The following is a 26,017-nucleotide window of genomic DNA, read 5'->3' as shown; positions in this document are numbered from 1 at the left end:
TAGCAATGATACTTGTTGAAAATGCCGTCATCAGTGATGACATCAAAGAGCAGTTTTTCGTTTGTGATCTCGATAAGTGCAAAGGTGCTTGCTGTGTGGAGGGCGACCTGGGTGCTCCTCTGGAAGAGTCGGAATTAAAAGAGCTTGAAGAGTGCTATGATGTAGTAAAACCTTACTTGTCAAAAGAAGGTGTTGAAGCGATAGAAAAAGAAGGGCCTTATATCAAGGACTTTGAAGGAGATTACTCTACAACCACCATTGGAGGTAAGGAATGTGCTTTTGCTATTTATGATGAGAACAAAGTATTGAAGTGTGGTATTGAGCAGGCCTACATCGATGGTAAGACCAAGTTCAAAAAACCTATTTCATGCCATCTATATCCAATTAGAATCACTAAATATGATCACTACGAAGCTTTGAATTACGACAGATGGTCTATCTGTTCTGCGGCCTGTGCCTTGGGTGAAAAGTTAGGAGTTCCGATTTATAAGTTTTTGAAAGATGCACTGATTCGAAAGTATGGAGAGGCTTGGTATCAGGAGCTCCGTGATGATATCGAGGGTAACTAGCCATCTACAGAATGGCCTTCTTCATCTATAGTAGGCCTTAGTACTTCTATTTCTTTTTATATCATAGTATGATTTTCTTAAATCATGTTTTGTAAACTCAAAACAACAAAAACATGGTTAAGAATTATCTGAAAATGGCGTGGAGAAACTTGTTGAAGCACAAGGGCCACACCGCAATCAATGTATTCGGTTTAGCAGTCGGAATGGCCTGCTTCCTTTTGATTCTCTTTTATGTTAAAGATGAATCTTCTTATGATAAGTTTCATGCCGATCATGAGCGAATCTACAGAATAACTGAGGTCAACTATACGGATGGGGGAGATAACTACTTGGCAAATGCCTATAGTGCCATTGGTCCGGCTCTGCAAAGTGACTTCCCGGAATTCGAGGCATTTGTAAGGTTCCATATCGAAGAATTCTCTGTTGAGAATGGCCCCGAAAAAAAGTTTCAAGAACCCTTTTTTGCCTTTGCGGATTCTACACTTTGGGATGTCCTTGATTTTACTTTGCTGGAAGGAGATAAAAGTAGTGCGCTGGCAGATCCATTTTCAATAGTGATCACCGAATCTATGGCTAAAAAGTACTTCGGAGATGAAGATGCCATGGGGAAGACTTTGAAAGTTGATAGCCAAAATGACTATCAGGTGACAGGCATCTTACAAGACATTCCCGAAAACTCACATTTACAATTCGATTTTCTGGCTTCGTTTATAAGCCTAAGGCAGGTGCAGGGCGGCTGGATGTTTAATAACTGGTACTGGCCACCAATGTATACTTATGTAAAAGTGCCACCGGGAGTAGACGTTAAAAATGTGGAGGCAAAGTTTCCGGGTATGGTAGAGAAGTACCTAGGGAAACTCACAGCTGAACAAAGAGGCTATAAGATGCAATCACTTGCCGATGTGCATACTACTACTGACTATGCCAATGAATTAGGCAAGACGACTAATAAAACTTATTTATACATACTCACAACCACAGCATTTCTGATCTTGGCCATTGCTTGTGTCAATTTCATGAACCTATCTTTGGCAAGATCGATCAGCAGATCAGGAGAGGTGGGAGTCAGAAAGGTGTTTGGTGCCGTTAGGGAACAAATTATCGTCCAATACCTAAGTGAATCAATTCTAGTTACCACTATTTCAGGGGTAATTGGCTTTGGGTTTTTCTTGCTGGCGATGCCGGCCTTCAACAACCTGACAGAAAAGTCATTGACGGTTGGAGTAGCCGATGTACCACTCATTTTGGGAGGATTGCTTGTCATCGCATTGATAGTCGGTTTTCTGTCGGGTATTTATCCTGCACTTTTTTTATCGGGGTTTTCACCCGCGGCCATTTTAAAAGGGAAGGTCGCAAAGCAGAGTCCATTCGCCAGTCTCTTTAAGAAGGTCCTCATCACCTTTCAATTTGTAATTTCTGCCGCGCTGATTATCTCCACCTTTATCATCTACTTCCAACTACAGTATATGCGCAACAAGGCTTTAGGCTTTAATAAGGAGCAAACCGTAGTGTTGGAAGTAAGATCGATAAGAGACCAAACCAGAATCAAAACGCTCAAGGACAGGTTAAATCAGTTGCCACAGGTGACTGGGGCTGCTGTATCTTCAAGAATACCGGGTCACGAGGGTTTTTATGATTATAACGTCCTACCGGAAGGAGAGACAGTAGAGAATAATATGCTCTTTATGAGACTAGAGTCAGACTTAGATTTCACTGATTTGTATGAGTTCGAAGTGATCAAGGGGCGAGGTTTTGACAGTAGACTGAATACAGATTCGCTGTCTTATCTGATCAATGAAACTGCAGCAGCTCAACTTGGTTGGGATGAAGATGATTTGAATAAGAAGCTCAATATGGGAAGTCTCAATCAGGATGGTACTTTCAGGGTTTTGCATACGGGTAAGGTTATTGGAATTGTCAAAGATTTCAACTTTGTCTCATTACACAATGAAGTCGATCCAGTAGTAATGAGCATCATACAAAGTTCTCAACCTTATATGCAAAGTAAATTGTCGGTAAGAATAGCTCCTGGAGATTTGATGGAGTCTATGCAGGCTATTGAGGATGAGTGGCGTCAATTTACCTCAGCAGCTCAATTCGAATACTTCTTTTTAGATGACTCGGTGGATCGTATGTACAATGCTGAGAAGCAACTGGGCAAGGTGTTTTTGACCTTCTCTTCCATTAGTATAGTGCTAGCATGTTTAGGACTTTTAGCCATGACTACCCTACTGGCAGCTCAGTTGAAGAAGGAAATTGGGATAAGAAAAGTGCTTGGAGCAACAGTTGGTAGTATCGTGCTTTTAATGTCCCGTGGATACTTACAACTGATTGCCATCTCGTTTGTCATCGCGTGTGTGATCACCTATCTTGTTATGGAAAAGTGGCTCGAAAACTTTGCTTACCACATCCAGATGCAAGTATGGTACTTCTTGTTGGCAGGTGTTGTGCTAGGCCTTATTTCATTTCTAACCATGAGTTTTAAATCTGTAAAAGCGGCCTATGGAAATCCGGTAGAGGCATTGAGATACGAATGAGAATTAACTGGAGACTTGTATTCACCCATCTTCTTTTTTGGTTGCTTTATGTAATCATATGGAGTATCAGGGATATGGCTTATGCGCCTACTTTCTGGGATACGGTTGATGCAAACGTAATCGGGGGACTCATTTATTCAGTGGGTGTATACGTGAATCTCTACATACTTGTACCTCACCTCCTTTTAAAAGGAAAGCAGCTTATTTACTGCTTAGTCATGATCATTTGGCTAATGATAATGGCCTATGCTGCGGCTGAGATTTTTGTGTATATATACAGAGATGTCAGCCCTAGTACAAGTGAGTTTTTTGGCTCAGCTGGTGGACTTGCGAGTACCGCGGTAGAGTTTTTGGTGGTGTATGCCCTGGCGACAAGTCTATTTTTCATCAACGAGTGGTACATCAAAGAGCGTAAGTTACGCGAGCTTGAAAGTCAAAACTTGAAGGCGGAGTTAGATCTATTGAAAGGTCAGATTAATCCTCATTTCCTGTTTAACGCACTGAATAGTGTCCATGTATTGATTAGGACCAACCCTGACTTGGCTACCCAAACACTGGAGAAGTTTTCGGACCTGCTCAGCCATCAGTTATATGATGTAGATAAAGATAAAATAACACTTCAGCAGGAGGTTAGAAACCTGGATAACTTCATTCAGCTTCAGAAAATGCGTCATCAAGATCATGTTGAAGTAAATGCTTCTTTCGATATCGATTCTGGAGAGAAGGCGATCGCTCCGATGGTGTTTTTGAATTTTGTTGAAAATGCTTTTAAGCATGGTTCAGGGTCAGATGATGGAAAGGTCAAGGTAGATATCAAGCTCTCTTTTAATCAGGATCAATTAGTATTTAGATGTACCAATTCATTTGTTGAGCAGGGGGAAGAATCCAAAAAGATTGGTCTTGGAATCGCCAATGCGCGAAGAAGGTTGGATATCATTTACCCAAGTAAGTATGAGTTGTCTACAGGTAGGGAGGGGAATGAATACATCGTATTGCTTAAATTGGATTTAAGTGAAAGTTAGTTGCATAATCATAGATGATGAACCTCTTGCCAGACGGGGACTTAAAGACTACATCGACAAGGTTAGTCTGTTGGAGTTGGTGGGTGAATTTAAGAGTGCAATTGAGGCACGTACCTTTTTAGAAGAACACCCGGTAGATTTGATGTTTTTGGACATCAATATGCCGAAGTTAAGCGGTCTTGATTTCGTTAAATCATTGTCTGAAGGACCAAAGGTGATTTTTACTACTGCATATCGCGAGTTTGCAACTGAAAGCTATGACCTGAACGGAATCGATTATCTACTTAAGCCTATCTCTTTCGAACGATTCTTTAAGGCTGTCAACAAGGTCTTTGAGCTTTTGCAAACCGCGACATTGAAAAATCCAGAGGATCATTTTTTTGTAAAGGTGGATGGTAAGATCAAGCGCGTGATGAATGTAGACGTGCTCTATATAGAGGGTATGAAGGACTATGTGAAGATCTACTTAGAAGACGGGTCAATGCTCATTACCTTGCTCTCTTTAAAACAAATGGAGCTAGCCCTGCCCGAAGGCTTTATGCGTGTACATCGATCATTTATCGTATCCATTGACAAAGTGGGAGAGATAGCCGGGAATATCTTGAAAATCGGAGCTGCCGAAGTACCTATGGCACCCAATCTTAGAGCAGAAGTAATGCAAAAGGTTCTCGGGGATAACTATTTGAAAAGGTAGGCTGAGATTACTATACGCAAAACGGGCAGGGTTCGGTATACTCCTTACCTTCCGAAGACCATACACTGAATTTACTTTAGTCATTATCAAAGTTCTGACAAACTAGGCTTAATGTGTGATTTAAATTATTGATAATTTAAAAAATGTGAATATATTAGTTTTATTATTAAAAATTAATGTTAAATAATAAACTCTAATGCAATGATTTATACTTGTCTGCGTATCTCCATGGCAGTGCTGATAACCATGGTTTTCTCACATTCACTAACTGCTCAAAATGAAACAATAGACATCTCCATAGAAGAACTGGATCAAATCATGCACAGGCCAATGACACTAGAGAGTATTTCCAGTGAGACGGTTACGATTGGTCAGAGCGGTATTAAACAAAAGACAAAAAGGTGGAGGTATAGACTGGGGCCAATAGGTGGTGGAACCTTAGCGCTAATGCATTTAACGATAGAGGTTACTTATCAAATTGAAAATAAGAGATTCACCGGAGTAGTCGCTCACAGCTCATTGCTGAGTGGTGGTGGTTTTGGTATTTACTTCAATGCCGGTAATTTTGCTTGGAATATTGGCAATGATGGTAAGCTGCTTACTTGGAATTCATCAGGTGTTCTCGGTTTTAGCTTATTCTTCTCGGGAGGCCCTGTAGGTTGGAGCAGAACGGAATATTTTAGTGGAGAAGTTCATTTAGACGATTTTGGTGATTTTGATGGGGATGGTGGAGATTCTGAATTAATAAATGTCAACAGAACTTAAATCATATTGAAATTCAAAAATCAATTATGTCAAATGTAAAACTAAGTCTTCTCATTGCTCTGATTGTCTGTTCTTCAAATATGTCATATGGACAAGATCGAGATTATAAGGGGTTTGAAGTTCATAACTTTGAAATCATGAACTACACTACTTTGAATCTATATGTCGAATATACAGTTCAGCAAGATGGCTATGTGATAATTGATTCGGTTCATGGTGGTTTTACTGGGTGGGTCTTCAATTTATATTTTGAACCCGTTGATAATCATATAGTGCAGAATTGGAATGAAGATACGGGCCAACTGATTTGGGAACAGACTTTTACTGCTGGCGTGGGAAAGTCATATGAGTCGGCACTTTATACTCAGATCTTTAGAATTGAAGGAGCCTTGGAAGTCAATGGAATAGATACGGATTCAATGGAAGTGATTAGTATAATGAATGCAGAGCCAAAGTTTAATATTGGGGTTAGGGTATTTTACTCTATTTATGTTTGGCATATTTTACTCATGATAATTTCTGCTTTGGTCACGTTATTTCAAACAAAGTATGGAAGCTTAAGAAAGCTGATTATTGCAGGATTATTTCCACTAATTGGTCCAGTAATTTATTTGGGAGTAGGCTTATATAGGCTTATAAGGTTTATTATTCTATGGGCAAAAGGGTTAAAAGCACCTGTCGCCTAATGAGGTAAATAGAAACAAAAAGCCCCGACCAGTCGGAGCTTTTTTTATAGATCTGAAAAATCAAAGTCATCGAGGAAGGCTGTAGTAAAGTCTCCTGACTTAAAGCCTTCGTCATCCATAAGTTTTATATGGAATGGTATCGTGGTTTTGATCCCTTCGATTACAAATTCTTCCAATGCCCGCTTCATTCTCACCAAAACCTCTTCTCTTGATTGAGCACTCACAATAAGTTTAGCAATCATAGAGTCATAGTTTGGGGGAATCGAATAACCTGCATATACATGGCTGTCAACTCTGACACCGTGTCCACCTGGAAGGTGAAGGTTTGTGATTTTCCCAGGAGAAGGTCTAAATCCATGGCTAGGATCTTCGGCATTGATACGACACTCCATTGCATATAATTTTGGATAATATGCTGTTCCAACAATGGGTACACCTGCAGCTGCTTTGATCTGTTCTTTGATCAAGTCAAAGTCTGTCACCTCTTCGGTAATAGGGTGCTCAACTTGAATTCTGGTGTTCATTTCCATGAAATAGAAGTCACCATGTTTGTCTAATAAAAACTCGACAGTACCAGCGCCTTCATATCCAATGGCTTCGGCAGCTTTAACGGCCGCAGTTCCCATTTTATCCCTAAGCTTTTTATCAACAGCAGGAGAAGGTGTCTCCTCAACTAGCTTCTGATGTCTTCTTTGAATAGAGCAATCTCTTTCGGACAGATGACATGCTTTTCCAAAGCTATCACCTACCACTTGAATCTCTACGTGACGCGGCTCTTCGATGAATTTCTCTAGATAGAGGCCATCGTTACCAAAAGCAGCAGCTGATTCCATTCTGGCATCATCCCAAGCCTTTTGGAAACCATCGTCATCATGGACGATTCTCATTCCGCGACCGCCACCACCGGCAGTAGCTTTCAAGATCACGGGATATTTCATTTTGTTGGCGATTTTGATGCCGTTCTCAACGGTATCAAGCAGGCCATCTGAACCTGGGATGGTAGGTACACCAGCAGCCTTCATCGTTGCTTTGGCAGTAGCCTTATCACCCATTTTGTCAATCATATCAGGGCTGGCTCCAATAAATTTGATGCCATACTCCTCGCATACACGAGAAAACTCGGCATTTTCAGAAAGGAATCCATAACCTGGATGAATAGCATCGGCATTGGTAATTTCGGCTGCCGAAATGATATGAGGAATTTTTAAATAAGACTCGTTAGAGGGAGCAGGTCCAATATTCACGGCCTCATCTGCAAATCTAACGTGGAGACTGTCTTTGTCTGCTGCAGAATAAACAGCAACAGTTTTGATGCCCATTTCTTTACAAGTTCTGATAACTCGAAGGGCAATTTCTCCTCTATTGGCAATTAATATTTTCTTGAACACAGTGATTCAATTAAAGATGATACATGATGGGTTATACCCCCTGCCTTATGATGGATCAACCAAGAATAACGGCTGATCATACTCTATCGGTGAAGCATTTTCTACCAATACCTTCACGATAGTACCAGAGATTTCAGACTCTATTTCATTGAATAGTTTCATTGCCTCTATGATGCCGACCTTGTCGCCCACAGAAACTGTGTCACCAACACTCATAAAAGGTGGATCTTCAGGTTTTGGAGCTCTGTAGAAGGTACCAATCATTGGCGATTTGATCTCAACATAGTTGCTGGTGTCATCCGCCTTTGGGGCCGCAGCTTTTGGTGCTTCAGCCGCTGGTGCTGCAGGGGCAGCCGCAGGGACCGGAGCTGGAGCAGCTGCTGGTAAAGCAGGTGCGCTTGCAACTACGGTGGCTTCGGCATCGCGCCTCACCTCTATTTTGAACTCTTCAGTTTCAATGTTGACTTCAGCCAAACCAGATTTGGCGATGAAGTCGATCATGTTTTTTATTTCTTTCGGATTCATTCGTAGGTCAGTTGATTATTTTACGCGCTCACCATATGAGTGAGTTCTTGTGTCTACTTTAATTTTGTCCCCTAAGTTAATGAATAATGGCACTTGTATTTCAGCACCAGTTTCTAGGGTTGCGGGTTTGGTTGCATTAGTCGCGGTATCTCCCTTAATGCCAGGCTCAGTATATGTGATTTCAAGCACGACATAAGCGGGAAGTTCACAGGTAAGCGGAAGCTCAGTTTCTGCATGAAAAAGAATGTCAACTTCTTGTCCATCCTTAATAAGACCAGCACTTTTCCCGATCATTTGTTCTTCGATCATTACTTGTTCGAAGGTATCAGAGTTCATAAAGTGAAAACCAAAGTCATCTTTATATAAGAACTGATGAGATCTTTTTTCGACCCTTGCAGTCTCGATCTTATGACCCGCAGTGAAAGTGTTGTCCACCACTTTACCCGTCTTTACATTCTTAAGCCTCGTTCTGACAAAGGCCGGGCCTTTTCCAGGTTTTACATGCTGAAACTCTGTGATCATCCAAAGGTCTTGATCTTTGACTATACAAAGTCCGTTTTTAATATCTGCAGTAGTTGCCATATGACAAATCTATTGAGTTAAGTCTAAAATTACTTAGGATCGTAAGCCCATTTTAGCCAAATCGATCCCCAGGTGAACCCTCCGCCAAAAGCAGCAAGAATCAGGTTGTCACCTTTGCGAAGTTGAGATTCATAGTCCCATAAACATAATGGAATTGTTCCACTGGTTGTATTACCGTATTTGTGGATGTTCAACATGACCTTCTCTTCACCAACCTCCATTCGCCTGGCTGTCGCATCAATTATACGTTTGTTGGCCTGATGAGGCACCAGATAAGCGATATCTTCTCCAGTGAGGTTATTCCTTTCCATCACTTCAGCTGCCGCATCTGCCATATTAGTAACAGCAAATTTGAATACAGCGGAGCCTTCTTGATATACAAAGTGTTCTCTGTTTTGAATGGTTTCGAGGCTAGCAGGTTTTCTACTGCCACCTGCTTTCATATGCAAGTGTTGTGCGCCTGACCCATCAGATTTGAGCATGGAATCCATAACTCCAAAGTCAGGAGATCCGGGCTCAAGCATAACTGCACCACCACCATCGCCAAAGATGATGCAGGTGGTTCTGTCCGTGTAGTCTATAATGGAAGACATCTTGTCTGCACCCACAACTACTACTTTCTTATACTTTCCTGTTTCTATAAACTGAGAACCTGTGATCAATGCATAAATAAATCCGGAGCAAGCCGCCTGAAGGTCATAGTTAAAGGCATTTTTTGCACCAACCGCATCTCCAATGAGATTGGCCGTTGCCGGAAAAGTCATGTCAGGAGTAGTAGTGGCACATATGATTAGATCAATGTCCTCAGCATTGGTATTGGTCTTTTCAAGAAGTCCTTTCACGGCTTCTATGCCAATAACTGAAGTTCCTTGATTTTCACCTTTGAGAATGTGCCTTTGCTTGATGCCAGTTCTTGAAGTGATCCATTCATCAGTGGTATCGACAATAGTTTCAAGTTCCTTGTTTGTTAAAACGTAATCTGGAACATAACCATGGACACCCGTGATTTGAGCTCGAATGTTCGTCATTAAGTAGTATTAAGGCCTATATGATGACCTGAATTAAGTTCGGTGCCCAATATAAGCGTAAACCATTCAGAATCATAATCAGAAATTAGAAAGAGTTGATGGGACAAATGCCCTTAAATAAGTACTGCTCCTGAATAAATATCCAGGAGCAGTGCTTTTAAGATCTTAGTACTTATACTAAAACTTCTTTTTCCATCACAACTTTACCTTTATAGTAAAGTTTGCCTTCATGCCAGAAGGCTCTGTGAGGCATGTGTAGCTCGCCTGTTGTAGGGCAAACCACCAATGTTTTGGCAGTCAATTTCTTATGCGTTCTACGCTTGTCTCTACGAGTTCTTGAAATTTTTCTTTTAGGATGCGCCATTTTAAATCTTATTTATTCGCTTTCGCTATTTTTTACTCTCTAAACCTTTTAATGCTGCCCATCTAGGATCAACATCTTCTTCTTGCTGCTCGTCAGATGTATCGTCTTGCTCTGAAGTATACACCATTGCACCTTCTTCATTCTGATCATCATCTTCCTGAAATCTGGGATGAAGCTTTTTCATTGGAATTTGTAAACCAATAAATTCAAAAAGTAAATCTGCTATGTTGATGGTCTGGGTATCCTTGAGGATAACCATGACATCTTCAGATAACTCTTTCTCTTCTTCTCCATACTTGAAGATCATTTTACTCTCAAAAGAGATGGGTTGATCGAACAAGTCAAGACTTCTATCACAAGTCAATTCAATACTTCCTTCAACTTTGAAGTCCATTTGAATCATACTATCTGACTTTTGAAGTGAAACGTCAGCGTTGAGTTTTCCCTTGCTAAACATTTCATTTTCAAACAGTTCAAAGAACGAATCTGAAATTTCAAACTGATAATCATGATTACCATTTGCTAGCTTGAAAATATGAATATCAAATGCTCTTCTCGCTTTCAATTTCCTAGCTTAAATTTCAGGACTGCAAAGGTATGTAATTATTGATTAATGAAGAAATATGTTTTAGATAAAAAACTCACCGAATCTGATGTCAATGATGAAGTGAGTTTTATCTGCATTCATCAAACCTCCGATTTGACGGATTCTTCTGTTTTTGAGCCATTACTTTCGGTTTCTACATTGATCATTAAAGGTCCTAAAGACTGATCATAACCATTTAGGTCTAGTTCATCTGAGCAAGACATCTTAAAATCAATGTTTTTGTACTTGGCGCTCTCTTTAAAGTCATGAATGATTTCTAATACATCATGTTGAATATGACGTGTTCTTGAAGCATCAATCAATAGTTCCGCATTATCGGGTATCTTATTAAGCTCTTTTAATATCTGTGCCTTATTTAGGAAAGTCACCATTTCTGCTAAAACAATACGATAATGTTTATGCGCTTTGTCATGGGTCTCTTTGAGCACATAAGGGTTTTTGAGGTTGTTTAGAAGAATGTAGAAAATCGCTACCGCCATACCTATTCCAATACCCTTAAGTAAATCGGTGAGTACAATAGCCAGTACAGTAACCACGAAGGGAATGAACTGCTGGTAACCAGACTTGAACATCTGCTTGAACAGAGAAGGCTTTGCTAATTTGTACCCCACAACTAGCAGAATAGCCGCTAAACTGGACAGCGGAATCATATTGAGCACATTGGGAATAATCATTGCAGAGATGAGAATGAGAAATCCATGAATCAATGCTGATGCCCTTGTTTTACCTCCAGACTGAATATTGGCTGAGCTACGGACAATAACTTGAGTAACAGGTAACCCCCCGATAAGGCCAGAAACAAAATTGCCAATACCCTGTGCTCTAAGCTCTCTACTGGTAGGGGTAACACGTTTCTGCGGATCTAATTTATCAGTAGCTTCTACACATAAGAGTGTTTCTAAACTCGCAACTATGGCAATGGTGATACCCAAAACCCATACTTCAATCATTCCGAAGGCGCTGAAATCTGGCAGTGTAAATTGATCAATAAAACCATTAAAATCACTTGCTACAGGAATACTAACCATATGATCCTGGCTAATTGACATTGAAGACCCAGAAAACGCGATGGCCAATACAATTCCAACAATTACCACAACCAAAGGCCCTTGAATGACCTGGGTGATTTTGATTCTTTTGACAAACTGCTGCTCCCATAGAATAAGGATGGCCAGAGAGATAAGCGCAATGGTGATGGCACCAGGTGAAATAAAGTTGATCATATTGACCAATTCAGAGAACGTATTTTCTCCATCGGCTTGAATAAAACCTAAATCCCCTTCAGGATCTGCGTCATAGCCAAAAGCATGAGGAATCTGCTTTAGGAAAATGATAACCCCAATTCCCGCCAGCATTCCTTTGATTACGGCACTTGGAAAGTAGTAACCAATAATTCCTGCTCTAGCGACACCCAGGACGAACTGGATGACCCCAGCAATAACAACGGCAACCAAGAAGATTTCAAAAGATCCCAGATCTTGGATCCCTGCCAATACTATGGCTGCAAGCCCAGCCGCAGGACCACTAACACCGAGTTGCGAACCACTGAATGCGGTTACAACTATACCACCAACCATACCGGCAATAATGCCAGAGAAAAGTGGTGCACCAGATGCAAGTGCAATACCCAAACATAGGGGTACAGCTACCAGAAATACGACCAGACCCGATGGGGCGTCATGTTTTAGATTAGAAAAAAAACTGTTCTTCATTAGTAGTGTCTTAGACTAGATGCAACACGCACCTAGCAGTGTGATTTTAAAAAATGGTAAAGGATTAACTGATTAAATATCAGTGAAATTCTGGGGGAGGGGTATTTATTTCCCCGTGGTTCAATTTTTTGGTTCGAAAAAGGTCAGCCTGACAACTTTGAATTTTCAAGTAAGTCCCGGACAAATTACCATGACCAGAAGTTCGAAAATAAACCGTCTTTGAGTCTTCTAATTCCTTTTCCGACTCTTCAGAATCTGTTTCAAATAGCTCTAAACCGTCAATATTATCTAATGCATAGGCAAAGCAATCAACCGTAAACATGGCCGAGAAACCGCATAATAATATTAAGGCAATGACTTTTTTCACTTTGGTCAAGGTACGAAAGAATACGGTTAGATAGATAATACGTTGTTAGAAATCGATCAAATTAGGCCTTGGGATGACAAACGACATTCATTTCTGAATTAGGAAGATGTTCTGTTTCTGACAATGTCAATGGCCATATAAAGAGCACTTCGCATACTTTGTTCGTTGGCTATGTTCTTGCCTGCAATTCCAAATGCCGTACCATGGTCAGGTGAGGTGCGCACAATTGGCAGCCCTGCTGTAAAGTTAACCCCATCTTCAAAGGCTATGGTTTTGAAAGGGATCAGACCTTGATCGTGATACATGGCCAAAACGCCATCAAACTTGGAATAACTTGCATTGCCGAAAAAGCCATCTGCCGGATAAGGTCCGAAGACCAAATCACCCTTTTCCTTGAATTGGGAGATGACCGGAGTGATAACTTCATTTTCTTCGCTACCCAAAAGGCCTTCTTCCCCTGCATGCGGATTGAGCCCTAAGATGGCCACTCTCGGTTTCCCAATGCCAAAGTCTTTCTTGAGTGACTTTATCATAAGACTAATCTTTCGAGTCAGTACTTCTGCGGTCAGTTTTTCTTTAACCTTTGCCAAAGGGATGTGCCCTGTTGCTACTCCAATTTTCAGGCTTTCGTTACAAAGAAACATGAGACTGTCCTCTGCTCCGAAAGTTTCTGTAAAGTATTCGGTGTGTCCGGGAAACTTAAAGTCATCGGCTTGAATATTATTCTTACTAATAGGTGCCGTGACAACTCCTTGAATATCTCCATTCTTTAAGTCCTCGCTTGCATGGGTCAAAGAAGCTAGAGCAAACCTACCCGCCTCAGAAGTTTCCTGGCCTGCTTTAATTTCATAATCCTCATCCCAGCAATTGATAACATTGAGTTTGTTATGTCTAATGTCTTTGATGGATTGTGCTTGGTGAAAAGAGAAGCGATCGATCTGTAAGTGGTTCTTGTAAAACGAAAACACTTTTCCATGCCCGTATATTACTATGTTGGCAAATGAGAGCATTTTGTTATTCTCGACTGCCTTCATGACCACCTCAGGTCCAATGCCATTGATGTCTCCAATGGTTATGCCGATCGTTGGCTTGATTTGATTGTCGTTTGCTTCCTCCTTCATATCTCTTCAAAATCAATAATTGTCCTTTACAACTGTGCCTTAAATCCAGATTTTTGCGCAAATTAATGTTTTTTGCCTAAGTTGTCGCGATGTCTGGAGTACGCCCTAAAAAACATCTTGGCCAGCACTTTCTTACCGATTTAAGTATTGCTGAGAATATTGCCAAAGCACTAAGTGGTCATGGTGATTATCAACGAGTTTTGGAGATAGGTCCTGGCACAGGGGTACTTACTCAATTTCTCTTAGAACAGCCTGTAGAGACTTGGGTGATTGAGGTCGATAGAGAGTCAGTTAGTTATCTCGAAACGCATTTTTCTCAACTAAAGGACCGAATCATTTCGGGAGATTTCCTCAAGATGAATTTCAATGAATCGATTGGTTCACCTCTGGCAATCGTGGGCAACTTTCCCTACAACATTTCATCTCAAATTTTCTTTCGCGTTCTAGACTTTCGCAATGACATTCCTGAGGTAGTTTGTATGATTCAGAAGGAGGTAGCTGAACGTTTGGCATCGCCTCCGGGTAACAAGACTTATGGGATACTCAGTGTTTTATTACAAGCCTATTATGACATTGAATATTTGTTTACTGTAAAACCCGGTGTATTTAACCCACCACCAAAAGTTAATTCAGGTGTTATCAGACTTAAGCGTAACAATGTCAGTCAGTTAGGTTGTGACGAAAGTCTTTTTAAATCTGTAGTAAAGGCAGGTTTTCAAATGAGGCGGAAAACATTGCGCAATGCATTAAAACCTATAAATTTGCCATCCGAGTTGGTGGATCACCCGATGCTGAATTTGCGGGCAGAGACCCTCTCGGTTGAAGATTTTGTCACCCTTACAAATCTAATTTCATCGTGTCAGAAGCGAGCGTAAAATTTGAGCTTTCCAAGGAGTACCTTGATCTTGTTGTTCAGGCAGTCGAACAACAAGACAATGCCTTTATCCTTGAGACGATGGAAGGGGTAGACCCTGCTGATATTTCCCTCCTATTAGAAGAGGCAACTTCTGACAACACTAAGTATGTTCTGGATTTGCTTCAGAACGAAGTGGGTGCCGAGGTAATCGAAGAACTTGAAGAAGATACGCGTCAGGACTTTCTGAAAGAGTTGAGCTCAGAGGAGATCGCTGAATACATTGAAGAGATGGAGTCCGATGACGCGGTAGATGTCATTAATGACTTACCTGTCAGGGTAAGGGAAGAAGTAATTGCCGCGATTAAGGACCCCGAAAACGCAGCGCACATTCAAGAGTTGATGCGTTACGATGAGGACTGTGCTGGCGGACTGATGGCGAAGGAGATGATTGTCGCCAATGTGAATTGGACAATCCTTCAGACCATTGATGAGATTCGTAGGCAGGCCGAAAACGTAGAAAAGATTTACTCCATCTATGTTGTTGACGATCGCCAGAAATTGTTAGGAAAAGTTTCTGTGAAAAGGATCATTCTCTCCAACGACAATATCTCTATCAAGGATATCTACGATGAAGATATCAAGGCAGTAGAAACCTATATGGACGAAGAGGAAGTGGCTGATATCATGCAGAAGTATGATTTAGACGCTGTTCCTGTGGTCAACCTTCAAGGGAAGCTGGTAGGTAGAATTACCATTGATGACATTGTAGATGTTATCACTGAACAGGCTGAAGAAGACATGCAGTTAATGTCAGGTATTTCTGCTGATGTTGAAGAGGACGATAGCATCTGGGCCATCTCCAAGGCTCGTCTTCCTTGGCTAATGATCGGTTTAGTGGGTGGAACTTTAGGTGCATGGGCGATCGGCTTTTTTGAGGGCGATTTGGAGAGCAATGCAGCCCTTGCCTTCTTTATCCCACTAGTAATGGCAACAGGAGGTAATGTAGGCATTCAGTCTTCTACTTTGGTTGTGCAAAGTCTGGCTAACAGATCTGCTTTTACTGAATCGTTCGGTAAAAGAATAGCCAAAATGTTTTTGGTGGCCATTTTCACAGGGATAGTCTTAGCAGCCATCAGTTTTGGGATCGTATATATCTGGAAGGGTGATGCTGATCTAGGCAAAGTGGTGGCCATTTCATTGATCTGCGTGATCATGCTGGCTTCCTTCACGGGCACTTCAACTCCTTTGATTCTTGATAAATTCGGGATCAATCCTGCCCTTGCCTCAGGTCCATTTATCACCACCACGAACGATATTTTAGGAATTATCGTTTATCTGGCCATCGCTAACCTTTTACTTACATAAAAATGTCTAAGAAGTGCCTGATTGTAGATGAGATGCACGAGAGCATCCAAGATTTGCTATCGCAAATTGGCATAGAACCTGTTTACCGACCCAAAGCTTCAAGAGAAGAAATTCTCGACTTGATCAGTGACTTTGAAGGCTTACTGATCAGGAGTAAGACTACGGTAGACAGAGAGCTTGTGGACAAGGCAAAGAAGTTGGAATTTATCGGAAGGGCAGGAGCGGGCCTTGATAAGATAGACGTTGAATACGTTGAGTCAAGGGACATAGAGATTCTGAATGCCCCTGAAGGAAATCGTGATGCCCTAGCCGAACATGCTGTAGCAATGTTGCTCAACTTGCTCAATAATATTAACCGTGCCGATCGTGAAGTAAGAAATTGGATATGGGACCGGGAAGGCAACAGGGGTGTGGAGCTTAGTGATAAGACGGTCGGTATTATAGGATATGGTCATATGGGACAGGCCTTTGTTCAACGACTTAGGGCATTTGATTGCCGAGTGCTAGTCTACGATAAGTATAAGAAGGGTTTCGGAACAAAGAATGTAGAAGAGGTAAGTCTGGAGAAGATGTTTGCAAAAGCTGACGTTTTGAGCTTGCATGTTCCATTGACTGAGGAGACAAGAGGGTGGATCGATGCTGAATTCTTTGGGCAGTTCAAAAAGAACATCTACCTCTTAAATACCGCAAGAGGTGAAATTATTCCAACTCGAGACTTATTAGACTTATTAGACTCAGGTAAGCTTATAGGTGCGGCTTTAGACGTTTTAGAGAAAGAAAAATTCGATCAGCTTAGCGCAGAACAGAAATCCCTTTTTGAAAACCTCTTTAATCGAAAAAATGTGGTCCTATCTCCTCATGTGGGAGGCTGGACATTTGCCTCTTTCAAGCGAATCAACGAGGTATTGGTGGGAAAAATAGCTACCCATTATCGCATCGATTGGAATGCTTAGGCTTTATGATTTGCTAATTTTTAGCTAATTTTGAGTTCAATCGCCTGAACAGGCGATTTTATTTGTTTATAGGCGGTTTCAATCTGAGGCCGTTCTTTGTTTTAAGAGTACACAAAATATATTGATATGGCAGGTGTTAGTTATTACACTGAAGAGGGATTGCAGAAGTTGAAAGATGAACTGCACGAGTTAAAGACGAAAGGTAGAGCCGATATGTCTAAGCAAATAGCGGAGGCAAGAGATAAAGGAGACTTGAGTGAAAATGCTGAGTATGATGCTGCCAAAGATGCTCAAGGCTTAATGGAAATGCGTATTTCCGAACTGGAAACGGTTATCGGTGATGCCAGAATAAAAAAACAAGAAGATGTTGACCTTTCAAAGGTGTCGATTCTCTCTACAGTAAAGATCAAGAATGTAAAGAACGGCATGGAAGTGAAATACACTTTGGTGTCTGAAAAAGAAGCTGACCTAAAGAGTGGTAAGATTTCATATGAATCACCAATTGGAAAGGGCCTTCTAAATAAAAAGATTGGTGAAGTAGCGGAAGTGATTGCCCCTGCAGGGAAAATAGAGTTCGAAATTCTGGATATCACCTTAGAGTAAGATGCCAAGTATCTTCACCCGGATCATCAATCGTGAAATTCCAGGCTACATTGTGGCAGAGAATGATGATGCGATTGCCTTTCTCGATATCAATCCGCTTAATGAAGGACATACGCTAGTAGTGCCTAAGAAGGAAGTGGACAAGCTATTCGATCTTGATGAAGATACTTACCTCAAACTCCAATCCTTTGCACACCAAGTAGCCAAAGCTATTGAAAAAGCCATTCCTTGCCTGAGGGTTGGCGTTGCAGTTGTGGGCTTAGAAGTGCCGCATGCCCATATCCACCTAATTCCACTTCACGGAATGCATGATATTGATTTTGGTAGGCCTAAGTTGAAGCTAAGTCCTGAGGCTTTTGAGGAAGTAAGAGGTAAGATTACGGAGTACTATTAACTGTTTTGGCCATAAGTCGTGACGTCCCTAGCGGTGCTACCCATATGGCTTTTTCGTGTACTGCTTTACATTTTAATACTTCTTTTTCAGTATTTGTCCTTCGCGCCTATAACCGTGCTTTTGCAAAGATTTTATCAGTAGTTCCTTAATGACTTTGTCAAAGTCATCGCTGAGAATGTAATTATATGTTGCGTCTCTATAGAATTTTAGTCGTTCTGCTTCTGATGCTTTGTCGAGATAGCTCTGTACTAGGTTGTCCTCAACGCTATAATCAAAACCTTCAATGATCAATTTTTCCGTTCGGTACTTGATTCCAATGCCGTCCAAAGTCTCAATCGTTATTTCTTTCTTTCTGACAACTCTCAGGTCATTGATGTATTGACTGACTTTAGTTATTGGGTAAATTTCAAATTGCTCACTAAGCACTTTAGCGAGTAGGACTCTGCCCTGCCTTCTCTCAGCTCTTCTTTGTTTCATTTCTTCTATCTCAGTTTTTGGTAGTGGATTTCCCTTCCAGTCCACTTCCGATACTTCGTCCCATTCCTGAAGTTGAGCTTTTATTTGTTCATCACTCGTGTAATCGTCATCAAGAAATTCCGCTTCACCGATTGTTAAAACAAGCCCTAAAAAATCAGTGAGATTTTGAGCAACCAGTCTGATAGGTGGGTCGTTTGATGGACTTACACAAACGATTGGGGCATTACTGAGGTCTTTAACTGTCCCAAAATCTGTCAGGAAACCGAAGTGTATTCCATCTCCACCAGTCCCTGCAAATGGTATGACGTCCAAAGGTGTCATGGAGTGATGGTGGTCATACTCAATATAGAAACCGAGCCATTCCCAGGTTTGTCCCCTTATGTTTTGATACTCTTCAAGTTTTTGAAGCAAATCAGGCTTCTCGTATTCACCGAAAAAAAAGTCTTGGGAATTTGATTTAAATAGAGAGAACATAAGTATTAATATCAGAAGCCCTTTCATTTCTTAATGCGCTCAACGTTTACTAATAACAAAAAGATGTGTCAATATACAGAGTATTGAGTTGGTCAATGTTTTTTTAAACCTAGCTTCGGATCTCTATTTCACCCTTCCCGGATTATCAGCTACGAAATTCTTCCAGCTTTTGGCTCGACTTTGTAAACTTCCGTTTTGGAAGTGATGACAAACGGCCACGGCTAGGGCATCTGTGGCATCAAGCATTTTGGGGAGTTCTTTGATGCTCAATAAGGTTTGAAGCATAGAGGCCACTTGTTCTTTGGAGGCGTTACCATTTCCGGTAACTGACTGCTTTACTTTTTTTGGAGCATACTCGGTAATAGGAATATCTCTAGCCAGCGCAGCAGACATTGCCACGCCTTGTGCTCTGCCCAATTTCAGCATTGATTGGATATTCTTACCATAGAAGGGCGCTTCTAAGGCTACTTCGTCAGGATGGAACTCCTCAATAATGGACGTGATGCGTTCAAAGATTTTCTTGAGCTTTAATTCATGACCGGAATACTTACTTAAGTGGATAACACCAAACTGTAATAAGGACAGTTTTTTACCTGATATTTTAAGCAGGCCATAGCCCATTACACTGGTGCCAGGGTCAATGCCTAAAACTATTTTTTCTGGTACTACGGCCATGTGATTGCAATATAATGAATCCGAATAGCCGATCGATTTTAATTTTCCACGCTAATGGTATTTATTCGTGTATGATCCTGGCCATTGGCATATATGTGGGCTACCTTCTTTTTCTTCTGGTCCTCATTGTGGTTTGGAACACTTGGAAACTCGATCCACGACCTTATCAAGAAATCCCAATTTCGGTAATCATCCCTTTTCGTAACGAGGAGAAGAACCTGTTCAAATTGGTTAAGAGCCTGAGTGAACAGGGGCACCGAGTCTTTGAGGTTGTTTTCGTTAATGACCACTCTGAAGATGAAGGGTTGAACTTACTCCGCGAGCTCCTTCAGGAAGTCAGCTTTGATTATCAAATACACACCCTAAAAGATACTTTCGGCAAGAAGGAAGCCATTAAGGCTGGAATTGAAATGGCGAACAATGATCTTATCGTCACGACCGATGCTGATTGCGCTGCAGGCAGTAAGTGGCTCGAGGAGATTTCCAGTCGCTTTCAGGATGAACATATTCAAATGGTGGTGGGACCAGTGGTACTCACAGGAAATAGCTTTTGGCAAAAAATGCAATCCCTTGAGTTTGCTTCTTTGATCGGAACGGGAGGAGTCTTCTTGAGAATGGGGTTGCCTTTAATGGCCAACGGGGCAAACCTTGCTTACAGAAAAGCTGCCTTTAAAAAGGTAGACGGGTTTAATGGGATTGATTCTACACCATCTGGGGATGACGAACTTTTAATGCATAAGGTAAATCAAGAATTTCCCAACGGCATCAAATTCCAAAAATCCATCGGGTCAGTCGTTTCAACTGAAGCTTCGGAAGGCTGGAGTGCCTTCAGACAACAGCGCCTAAGGTGGGCGAGCAAGTGGCGGGTAGGACTTAGGTTCGCTACGATCCTTTCGGCACTACTAATTTTTATAGTTCAACTCATTCAGCTATGGCTTTTCTATAATCTATTTGACCCAGGCGACAATCTTCAACTAATTGCTTCGTTACTATTCTTTAAATTACTGATCGAGTTCATCTTCCTTTGGTCTATCGGGCACACCTTTGGACAAAAAATGAATGGAATTGCCTTTATAGTTAACTATCTATTGTATCCGCTTTATGCCATATATTTTGGCATTGCTGCTAACTTTGGAAAGTTTAAATGGAAGGGTAGAGCTTATTAGCTAAGTTTCATGAGCGATGAAGAGTTTGACGTAATGGACGAGTTGTACTTTGTACAGCCATTCGATTATTTGATCGAAGAACTTGAAATGACTGCCTCGGAATTGAAGGAAGTTTTACGAGGTTTGTTAAAGCGAGGTTGGATCAAGTGTTTTTATAATATGAATGATGAGGTGTTCGAAGATCAACTAGACTTTGAAAACGCCTTTCAAGATTACTACTACCTAGCCACAAAAACTGGGCTTTTGGCCCATAATGGAAGATAATATGCCACAGAGGTCACTGCAAAATAGATTTGATCAAAAAGAGCTGGAAGTCAATGCCCTCTTGGAGATTACCCAAGCGGTGAACAATAACTTGCCCGAAGAAGACTTGTACAAGATTTATGAGTTTACGCTTCGCGCAAATCTCAGACTCGATAAGCTTACACTTTATGTGCTCGAAGAAGATTGGGAATGTAAAGTGCAGTTTGGTACTAAAAAGGATTTCACCCAAGTGTCCCTTGGGCAAAGTTGCTTACAAGTAAGTGAGGCAACAGAGATCAGCAAGTTGGACTTAGATGTTCCTTGCTTTTCGGAATTCGATATCATCATTCCTGTTAAACACAAAGACAGATTACTCGCCTTTGTTTTCCTCAAAGTCAAAAGCGAAATCGAAGACCTCATCGATACGACCTTTATTCAGGCACTAAGTAATATTATTCTGGTGGCCATTGAGAACAAGCGATTAGCGAGAAAACAGCTAGAGCAGCAGGCCTTGCAGCGAGATATTGAAATTGCGAGTGATGTTCAAAACTTCCTTTTCCCCAAAGACTTACCTAGAACTGATAAAATTGAAATCAAAGCTTTTTACCAGCCATGTCAGACTGTAGGGGGTGACTATTATGATTACATCACCTTGGAAGATCAAAACCAGTTTGTGGTGTGTATTGCTGATGTATCTGGGAAAGGCGTTCCAGCGGCAATCCTGATGTCTAATTTTCAGGCGGTACTACGAACAGTTTCACGTACAGCAAAGAACCCGAAGGAGGTTGTTACTGAATTGAACTACCAACTAAGTCGTAATGCGAATAGAGAAAACTTCATCACATTTTTTCTAGCAGTTTATGACTATGATACCAAAGACCTTAGGTATATAAACGCAGGTCACAACCCTCCAATGTTGATGAACGGTTCTGCAGAGGTGCAACGTCTGACGGTTGGCACCACTGTTTTGGGGGCATTTGAACCTTTACCTTTTATGGAGATGGGAACAGTCTCTGGCTTGGAAGATTTCTCGCTTTTCCTTTTTACCGATGGGTTAACCGAAACTTTCGATGATAAGGAAGAAGAGTTCGGAGCGGAACGACTTCAAGCCTTCTTAGAGTCTAATCATGGTCGCCCATTAGATGATGTGCATAATGACCTACTGAAAGCTCTAGATGACTATCGAAAGTCACAACCCTTCTCGGATGACTTGACTTTCTTATCTTGCAGGGTCAAGAATGGTACCGCATAAAACCCCATCACTCTTTAAATACTTATGGCCGAATCTGGTTTGGAACATTCCAAACTCAGAAAAGAAGATTTTCTTGACTTTTGATGATGGTCCGATCCCAGGGCTTACGGAATGGGTGATTCAAACCTTGGATGCATACAAGATCAAATCGACATTCTTTTGTGTTGGAGAAAACATCAAGAAACATCCAGATGTCTTTTCCAAATTGTTGGAAGCTGGTCATAGTATTGGGAACCACACCCACCATCATTTAAATGGAAGAATGGTTTCAACCGGTGATTATTTGGATGATATTCTTCTTTGTGACGAGGCTCTAAATATTGAGAACACATCTACAGATCTTTTTAGACCTCCATACGGTAGGTTGAAAACGAGTCAGAGAAACTCCTTGAAGCACAAGAGAATAGTTATGTGGGATGTTTTGAGTAAAGATTATGATGGATCATTGAAGCCCGAGGATATTCTCCGAGGTACTATAAAGGCCACTCAACCGGGTTCTATTGTTGTCTTTCATGACAATTTAAAAGCTGAAACGAACTTGAAGGCAGTCTTACCGAAGTACATAGATCATTTCTTGAGTATAGGTTATCAATTTGAGCAACTCTAATGGTGTTCTTATTAACTGTGTATTCGCTCTTGTCTGTCATTGAACTGGCATTAATTGTTATCCATTTTTGGAAGTTTAAAAGCATTGCGCTGATACCTAAGGAGCAAACGCCTGAGGTCACTGTCTTGGTTTGTGCCCGAAACGAAGAGCACAACCTACGAGACTGTTTGGAATCTCTGATGACTTCCGACTATCCCTTTGAGAAGGTAGAAATACTTGTTGGGGATGATAATTCAGAAGATAGTACTGGAGACATTATTCATGAGTTTGCCAATAAGTTCAAAGCAATAAAAGCTGTTGATATTGCCCATGAAAAGGACGGACTGATCGCGAAAGCAAACGTTCTGAATCAGTTGATCGATGTGAGTCAATACGAATGTCAGGTAATCATTGATGCCGATATGGTCGTCACAAAGGATTGGTTACGACTGATGGTTTCAGCGCTGAAGTCAGGAAATGATATGGTAAGTGGCTATACTCAGGTTAAGCGATCCAGCTGGTTTGCAAACCTTCAATTTATGGACTGGCAATCTGTGCTCTTCGCCATGAAGACTATGGCTGACTTTGTAAGGCCAATTTCAATCCTGGGTAATAACATGGCATTCAATAAGACTGCTTATCATAAGGTAGGCGGCTTTCGAGGACTTGGTCCTACTGATGTGGAAGACTTAGGCTTATTGCAGAGATTCCAAAAAGAAGGTTTTAGAACAATGCAATTGGTGGCCTCCGAGGGTCATGCCTATACTAAACCGCAATTGACATTTGGAGAGCTATTGACTCAACGCTGCCGCTGGATGAATGGAGTTTTTACACATCATTTTGTTCTTGGTATCCCTGCTTTCTTTGCTAGGCTATGGGTGGTGTTTGCTGTCTTGGCTTTATTTATCAATCTAAATTTGGCCGCGTTTATCGCCTTTTACGGTCTTTGGACAAATTGGGCGAAAAGCAGGATCATGACAACTAGAACAAAGTCTCATGATTCAATCTTCTTGTTATCGCCAATTATTATTAGTCTTTTAGATACTTTAGCACTCCTAAGGCTAGTGCTCATTGGAAAGGTGAGTTGGAAAGGAAGGAAACATTAATGATTGATACCCACGCGCACATATATGCGGATCAGTTTAAGGAAGACATTGATCATATAATTGAACGCTCCAAAGAAGTCGGTTTGGAGAGAATCTACATGCCCAATATTGATCATACATCCATTGATGATATGTTGGAATTAGAGCTCAAGCACCCTGACTTCTGTATTGCCACGATGGGGCTTCATCCTTGTTCCGTAAAAAGTGATTTTGAAAAAGAACTATATATAGTAGAGGAATGGTTGTCGAAAAGAGAGTTTGTAGCGATCGGAGAGATGGGTACAGATTTATACTGGGACAAGACATTTGTCGATCAGCAAGTGGAAGCTTTTAAAATTCAAGTCGCTTGGGCCAAGGAGTATCAAAAACCAATCATCATCCATTGTCGTGAGTCCTTGGATATGACCATAGACTTGGTCGAGCAGTTGAAGGATGATGATTTAACTGGAGTTTTTCATTGTTTCAATGGATCGGTAGAGCAAGCCGAGAGAATTGCTGCACTCGGATTTTATATTGGGCTTGGGGGCGTTTCTACCTTTAAGAATGGGGGTATGGATCAAGTTATTCCGGAGCTGGATATGAGTAATGTGGTTTTAGAGACGGACAGCCCGTACTTGGCCCCGGTTCCTCATCGTGGAAAGCGAAATGAACCAGCCTATGTTCAATTGGTAGCGCAGAAGGTCGCTGACTACAGAGAAACGTCTCTTGAAGAAATTAGCTCCATTACCACAGCAAATGCAAACAAACTATTTCAATTCGATGCTTGAGTTAAAACCTATACAGCACTTCGACTTATTTGATCAGCCTAAGGCCAAAATATTGATCATTTATACTGGTGGAACTCTTGGTATGGACTATGATGAGAATGGCTCATTGCAGCCCTGTGGTTTTGATCAGATACTAAGGAGAGCCCCAGTGGCGAAAGAATTACATATTAACCTGTCGGTTATATCATTTGAAATACCGATTGATTCGTCAAAAGTTGAACTGGCCCATTGGCAAAGTATGGCCAAGGTTATCCATGAACATTATGACCAATTTGACGGGTTCTTAATACTGCATGGGACCGATACTATGGCCTATTCGGCATCTGCATTAAGCTTTATGCTTGAAGGGTTGAATAAACCAGTGATTTTTACTGGAGCGCAATTACCAATTGCTTCTCCTCGATCAGATGCTCAAGAAAACCTCGTTACATCCTTAGAGATTGCTTCCGATAAAAAGGAAGGAAAACCGATCATCACAGAAGTTTGCATCTTTTTTAATAATGTACTGCTAAGGGGGAATCGATCCAAGAAGGTAGAAAGCGAACGCTTCGATGCTTTTGAATCAGAAAACTACCCAGTTCTAGCAAAGGCTGGAATTGCCATAGAATATCAATGGTCTTACTTAAGACCATATGCAGATGAAGTTTTGAAACTTAATGTCGCCATGGATCCAGCAATAGTGGCGTTGAAGCTCTTTCCGGGTTTGAATGCCACTACCGTTGAACACATTGTTAAGGCACCCCTTGTAAGGGGCATTATACTAGAGAGTTACGGAGCAGGAAATGTACCTCATGAGCAGTGGTTTTTGGACCTTTTGAAATCAGGTGTCGATTCAGGTAAATTGATATTGAACATCAGCCAGTGTAATGGCGGGCGCGTATTACATGGGAAGTATCAGACCAGCGGAGCGCTTGATCGGATTGGCGTTTTAAGCGGGTCGGATTTGACAACTGAAGCAGCGACTACTAAAATGATGTACGCTCTTGGTCAATTTAGCTCTCCGACCGATCAGAAAACATGCCTGACAACTTCGATTAGAGGTGAAATGAACTGATTTTTCATGCTTGACAAAAACAAATTTCGGCTTGCATACTGAAATTATTATTAATTTATTTGTCACCCTGCGAGAAGCG

The 26,017-nt window shown here is 41.2% G+C and carries 29 protein-coding genes; 18 read left to right on the top strand and 11 right to left on the bottom strand.

The window, feature by feature from the left end:
• Positions 1-5: 5 nt before the first annotated feature.
• From BFP97_RS09780 to BFP97_RS09755, 6 genes are all read left to right on the top strand, one after another.
• Positions 6-569, top strand: a complete 564-nt coding sequence (locus BFP97_RS09780) for a DUF3109 family protein (protein WP_069842240.1) — start codon at positions 6-8, stop codon at positions 567-569.
• 113 nt (positions 570-682) lie between these two features.
• The gene (locus tag BFP97_RS09775) at positions 683-3,106 is read left to right on the top strand and encodes an ABC transporter permease (protein ID WP_069842239.1); all 2,424 of its coding nucleotides are present in this window, start codon (positions 683-685) and stop codon (positions 3,104-3,106) included.
• The gene (locus BFP97_RS09770; protein ID WP_083262501.1) at positions 3,103-4,128 is read left to right on the top strand and encodes a sensor histidine kinase; all 1,026 of its coding nucleotides are present in this window, start codon (positions 3,103-3,105) and stop codon (positions 4,126-4,128) included. The genes BFP97_RS09775 and BFP97_RS09770 overlap by 4 nt, the downstream gene beginning before the upstream one ends.
• Positions 4,118-4,822 carry a LytR/AlgR family response regulator transcription factor gene (locus BFP97_RS09765; RefSeq protein WP_069842237.1) on the top strand — a complete coding sequence of 235 codons (705 nt, stop codon included), beginning with the start codon at positions 4,118-4,120 and terminating at the stop codon, positions 4,820-4,822. Before BFP97_RS09770 ends, BFP97_RS09765 begins: the two co-directional genes overlap by 11 nt.
• 201 nt (positions 4,823-5,023) lie before the next feature.
• Positions 5,024-5,587 (top strand): hypothetical protein, encoded by a 564-nt coding sequence (locus BFP97_RS09760; RefSeq protein ID WP_139135255.1) that lies wholly within the window; start codon positions 5,024-5,026, stop codon positions 5,585-5,587.
• 26 nt (positions 5,588-5,613) lie between these two features.
• Positions 5,614-6,273, top strand: a complete 660-nt coding sequence (locus tag BFP97_RS09755) for a hypothetical protein (protein ID WP_139135254.1) — start codon at positions 5,614-5,616, stop codon at positions 6,271-6,273.
• 44 nt (positions 6,274-6,317) lie between these two features.
• On the opposite strand, the gene accC is transcribed toward BFP97_RS09755, so the two are convergent.
• From accC to pdxA, 9 genes are all read right to left on the bottom strand, one after another.
• Positions 6,318-7,661 carry an acetyl-CoA carboxylase biotin carboxylase subunit gene (accC, locus tag BFP97_RS09750; protein ID WP_069842234.1) on the bottom strand — a complete coding sequence of 448 codons (1,344 nt, stop codon included), beginning with the start codon at positions 7,659-7,661 and terminating at the stop codon, positions 6,318-6,320.
• Between the two features lie 45 nt (positions 7,662-7,706).
• Positions 7,707-8,186 (bottom strand): acetyl-CoA carboxylase biotin carboxyl carrier protein, encoded by a 480-nt coding sequence (gene accB, locus BFP97_RS09745; RefSeq protein WP_069842233.1) that lies wholly within the window; start codon positions 8,184-8,186, stop codon positions 7,707-7,709.
• A gap of 15 nt (positions 8,187-8,201) precedes the next feature.
• Positions 8,202-8,768, bottom strand: coding sequence for an elongation factor P (gene efp, locus BFP97_RS09740; RefSeq protein WP_069842232.1), 567 nt, complete (start codon positions 8,766-8,768; stop codon positions 8,202-8,204).
• Positions 8,769-8,797: 29 nt separating this feature from the next.
• Positions 8,798-9,796 carry a beta-ketoacyl-ACP synthase III gene (locus BFP97_RS09735; protein ID WP_069842231.1) on the bottom strand — a complete coding sequence of 333 codons (999 nt, stop codon included), beginning with the start codon at positions 9,794-9,796 and terminating at the stop codon, positions 8,798-8,800.
• A 172-nt stretch (positions 9,797-9,968) separates the two neighbouring features.
• Positions 9,969-10,160 (bottom strand): 50S ribosomal protein L32, encoded by a 192-nt coding sequence (rpmF, locus tag BFP97_RS09730; protein ID WP_069842230.1) that lies wholly within the window; start codon positions 10,158-10,160, stop codon positions 9,969-9,971.
• A 25-nt stretch (positions 10,161-10,185) separates the two neighbouring features.
• Positions 10,186-10,725, bottom strand: a complete 540-nt coding sequence (locus BFP97_RS09725; protein WP_069842229.1) for a YceD family protein — start codon at positions 10,723-10,725, stop codon at positions 10,186-10,188.
• Between the two features lie 122 nt (positions 10,726-10,847).
• Positions 10,848-12,479 carry a SulP family inorganic anion transporter gene (locus BFP97_RS09720; protein ID WP_083262500.1) on the bottom strand — a complete coding sequence of 544 codons (1,632 nt, stop codon included), beginning with the start codon at positions 12,477-12,479 and terminating at the stop codon, positions 10,848-10,850.
• A gap of 79 nt (positions 12,480-12,558) precedes the next feature.
• The gene (locus BFP97_RS20730) at positions 12,559-12,846 is read right to left on the bottom strand and encodes a hypothetical protein (protein ID WP_170827445.1); all 288 of its coding nucleotides are present in this window, start codon (positions 12,844-12,846) and stop codon (positions 12,559-12,561) included.
• Between the two features lie 98 nt (positions 12,847-12,944).
• Positions 12,945-13,967, bottom strand: coding sequence for a 4-hydroxythreonine-4-phosphate dehydrogenase PdxA (gene pdxA / locus BFP97_RS09710; RefSeq protein WP_069842226.1), 1,023 nt, complete (start codon positions 13,965-13,967; stop codon positions 12,945-12,947).
• Positions 13,968-14,056: 89 nt separating this feature from the next.
• Here pdxA and rsmA point away from each other — a divergent pair, with 89 nt between their 5' ends.
• The 5 genes from rsmA (at position 14,057) to BFP97_RS09685 (ending at position 18,138) form a co-directional block, all read left to right on the top strand.
• Positions 14,057-14,842, top strand: coding sequence for a 16S rRNA (adenine(1518)-N(6)/adenine(1519)-N(6))-dimethyltransferase RsmA (gene rsmA, locus BFP97_RS09705; protein ID WP_069842225.1), 786 nt, complete (start codon positions 14,057-14,059; stop codon positions 14,840-14,842).
• Positions 14,824-16,188, top strand: coding sequence for a magnesium transporter (mgtE, locus tag BFP97_RS09700; RefSeq protein ID WP_069842224.1), 1,365 nt, complete (start codon positions 14,824-14,826; stop codon positions 16,186-16,188). Before rsmA ends, mgtE begins: the two co-directional genes overlap by 19 nt.
• Positions 16,189-16,190: 2 nt before the next feature.
• On the top strand, positions 16,191-17,141 hold the full coding sequence (locus tag BFP97_RS09695) for an NAD(P)-dependent oxidoreductase (protein ID WP_069842223.1): 951 nt from the start codon (positions 16,191-16,193) through the stop codon (positions 17,139-17,141).
• 126 nt (positions 17,142-17,267) lie between these two features.
• On the top strand, positions 17,268-17,744 hold the full coding sequence (gene greA, locus BFP97_RS09690; protein WP_069842222.1) for a transcription elongation factor GreA: 477 nt from the start codon (positions 17,268-17,270) through the stop codon (positions 17,742-17,744).
• A gap of 1 nt (position 17,745) precedes the next feature.
• Positions 17,746-18,138 (top strand): HIT family protein, encoded by a 393-nt coding sequence (locus tag BFP97_RS09685; protein ID WP_069842221.1) that lies wholly within the window; start codon positions 17,746-17,748, stop codon positions 18,136-18,138.
• Between the two features lie 72 nt (positions 18,139-18,210).
• On the opposite strand, the gene BFP97_RS09680 is transcribed toward BFP97_RS09685, so the two are convergent.
• Both BFP97_RS09680 and ruvC read right to left on the bottom strand, forming a co-directional pair.
• Positions 18,211-19,089: a hypothetical protein gene (locus BFP97_RS09680; protein WP_139135253.1), complete on the bottom strand. Its 879-nt coding sequence runs from the start codon at positions 19,087-19,089 to the stop codon at positions 18,211-18,213.
• A gap of 123 nt (positions 19,090-19,212) precedes the next feature.
• On the bottom strand, positions 19,213-19,764 hold the full coding sequence (gene ruvC, locus BFP97_RS09675; RefSeq protein ID WP_069842219.1) for a crossover junction endodeoxyribonuclease RuvC: 552 nt from the start codon (positions 19,762-19,764) through the stop codon (positions 19,213-19,215).
• A gap of 14 nt (positions 19,765-19,778) precedes the next feature.
• Here ruvC and BFP97_RS09670 point away from each other — a divergent pair, with 14 nt between their 5' ends.
• The 7 genes from BFP97_RS09670 to BFP97_RS09640 are packed head-to-tail and all read left to right on the top strand — an operon-like array spanning position 19,779 to position 25,938.
• Positions 19,779-20,930, top strand: a complete 1,152-nt coding sequence (locus BFP97_RS09670) for a glycosyltransferase (protein WP_083262499.1) — start codon at positions 19,779-19,781, stop codon at positions 20,928-20,930.
• Positions 20,931-20,939: 9 nt separating this feature from the next.
• The gene (locus BFP97_RS09665; RefSeq protein WP_069842217.1) at positions 20,940-21,194 is read left to right on the top strand and encodes a hypothetical protein; all 255 of its coding nucleotides are present in this window, start codon (positions 20,940-20,942) and stop codon (positions 21,192-21,194) included.
• Between the two features lies 1 nt (position 21,195).
• Positions 21,196-22,425 carry a PP2C family protein-serine/threonine phosphatase gene (locus tag BFP97_RS09660; RefSeq protein WP_069844266.1) on the top strand — a complete coding sequence of 410 codons (1,230 nt, stop codon included), beginning with the start codon at positions 21,196-21,198 and terminating at the stop codon, positions 22,423-22,425.
• Positions 22,412-23,032 (top strand): polysaccharide deacetylase family protein, encoded by a 621-nt coding sequence (locus BFP97_RS09655; protein ID WP_069842216.1) that lies wholly within the window; start codon positions 22,412-22,414, stop codon positions 23,030-23,032. The genes BFP97_RS09660 and BFP97_RS09655 overlap by 14 nt, the downstream gene beginning before the upstream one ends.
• Complete coding sequence (locus BFP97_RS09650; protein ID WP_069842215.1) at positions 23,032-24,117, top strand: glycosyltransferase; 1,086 nt, start codon at positions 23,032-23,034, stop codon at positions 24,115-24,117. The genes BFP97_RS09655 and BFP97_RS09650 overlap by 1 nt, the downstream gene beginning before the upstream one ends.
• On the top strand, positions 24,117-24,884 hold the full coding sequence (locus BFP97_RS09645) for a TatD family hydrolase (RefSeq protein ID WP_069842214.1): 768 nt from the start codon (positions 24,117-24,119) through the stop codon (positions 24,882-24,884). The genes BFP97_RS09650 and BFP97_RS09645 overlap by 1 nt, the downstream gene beginning before the upstream one ends.
• Entirely contained in the window at positions 24,853-25,938 is a 1,086-nt protein-coding gene (locus BFP97_RS09640; RefSeq protein ID WP_255399436.1) for an asparaginase, read from the top strand. Before BFP97_RS09645 ends, BFP97_RS09640 begins: the two co-directional genes overlap by 32 nt.
• Positions 25,939-26,017: the final 79 nt, after the last annotated feature.

The sequence above is a fragment of the Roseivirga sp. 4D4 genome (assembly GCF_001747095.1).
GTDB lineage: Bacteria > Bacteroidota > Bacteroidia > Cytophagales > Cyclobacteriaceae > Roseivirga.
This window is presented reverse-complemented; position numbering and strand designations above follow the sequence as displayed.